Raw genomic sequence first — 374 nt, forward strand, 5'->3', positions numbered from 1 at the left:
AAAATTGTTGAAATTATCCTACTTAGATGCTTTTTATCTTTGGATATTGTAAATAAATCTGATAATTTTGTAATATCTTTTGTCAAAATATATGCTTTATCAAACTCGTCTTCAAACTCTAGTGGATCAATAATCCTATGATTATCACTAGATAATCTTGAGGTTTCCTTTTCAAATTTTCTCAAATAATTTATATCATTCTTCTCACTTATAATAAAATATAGAGTCTTTTCAAAATTAAGATTTATATAAATATCCTTTTTCTTTAGCTTTTCTTTTATTCTATCCAATTCTCCTTCGATATCATTAACAATTTCATTTTTATTATCATTATTAATTTCTTTAACGATAACAAAAGATATATCATCAACATA

Annotated in this window: 1 pseudogene; it reads right to left on the bottom strand. The window is 22.2% G+C overall.

Features of this window, described 5'->3' with window-relative positions:
• Positions 1 to 374 (bottom strand): annotated as a pseudogene (locus HMPREF2766_RS10185) (hypothetical protein); the annotation flags it as partial.

The organism is Streptococcus sp. HMSC076C08 (assembly GCF_001810825.1).
Classification (GTDB): Bacteria; Bacillota; Bacilli; order Lactobacillales; family Streptococcaceae; genus Streptococcus.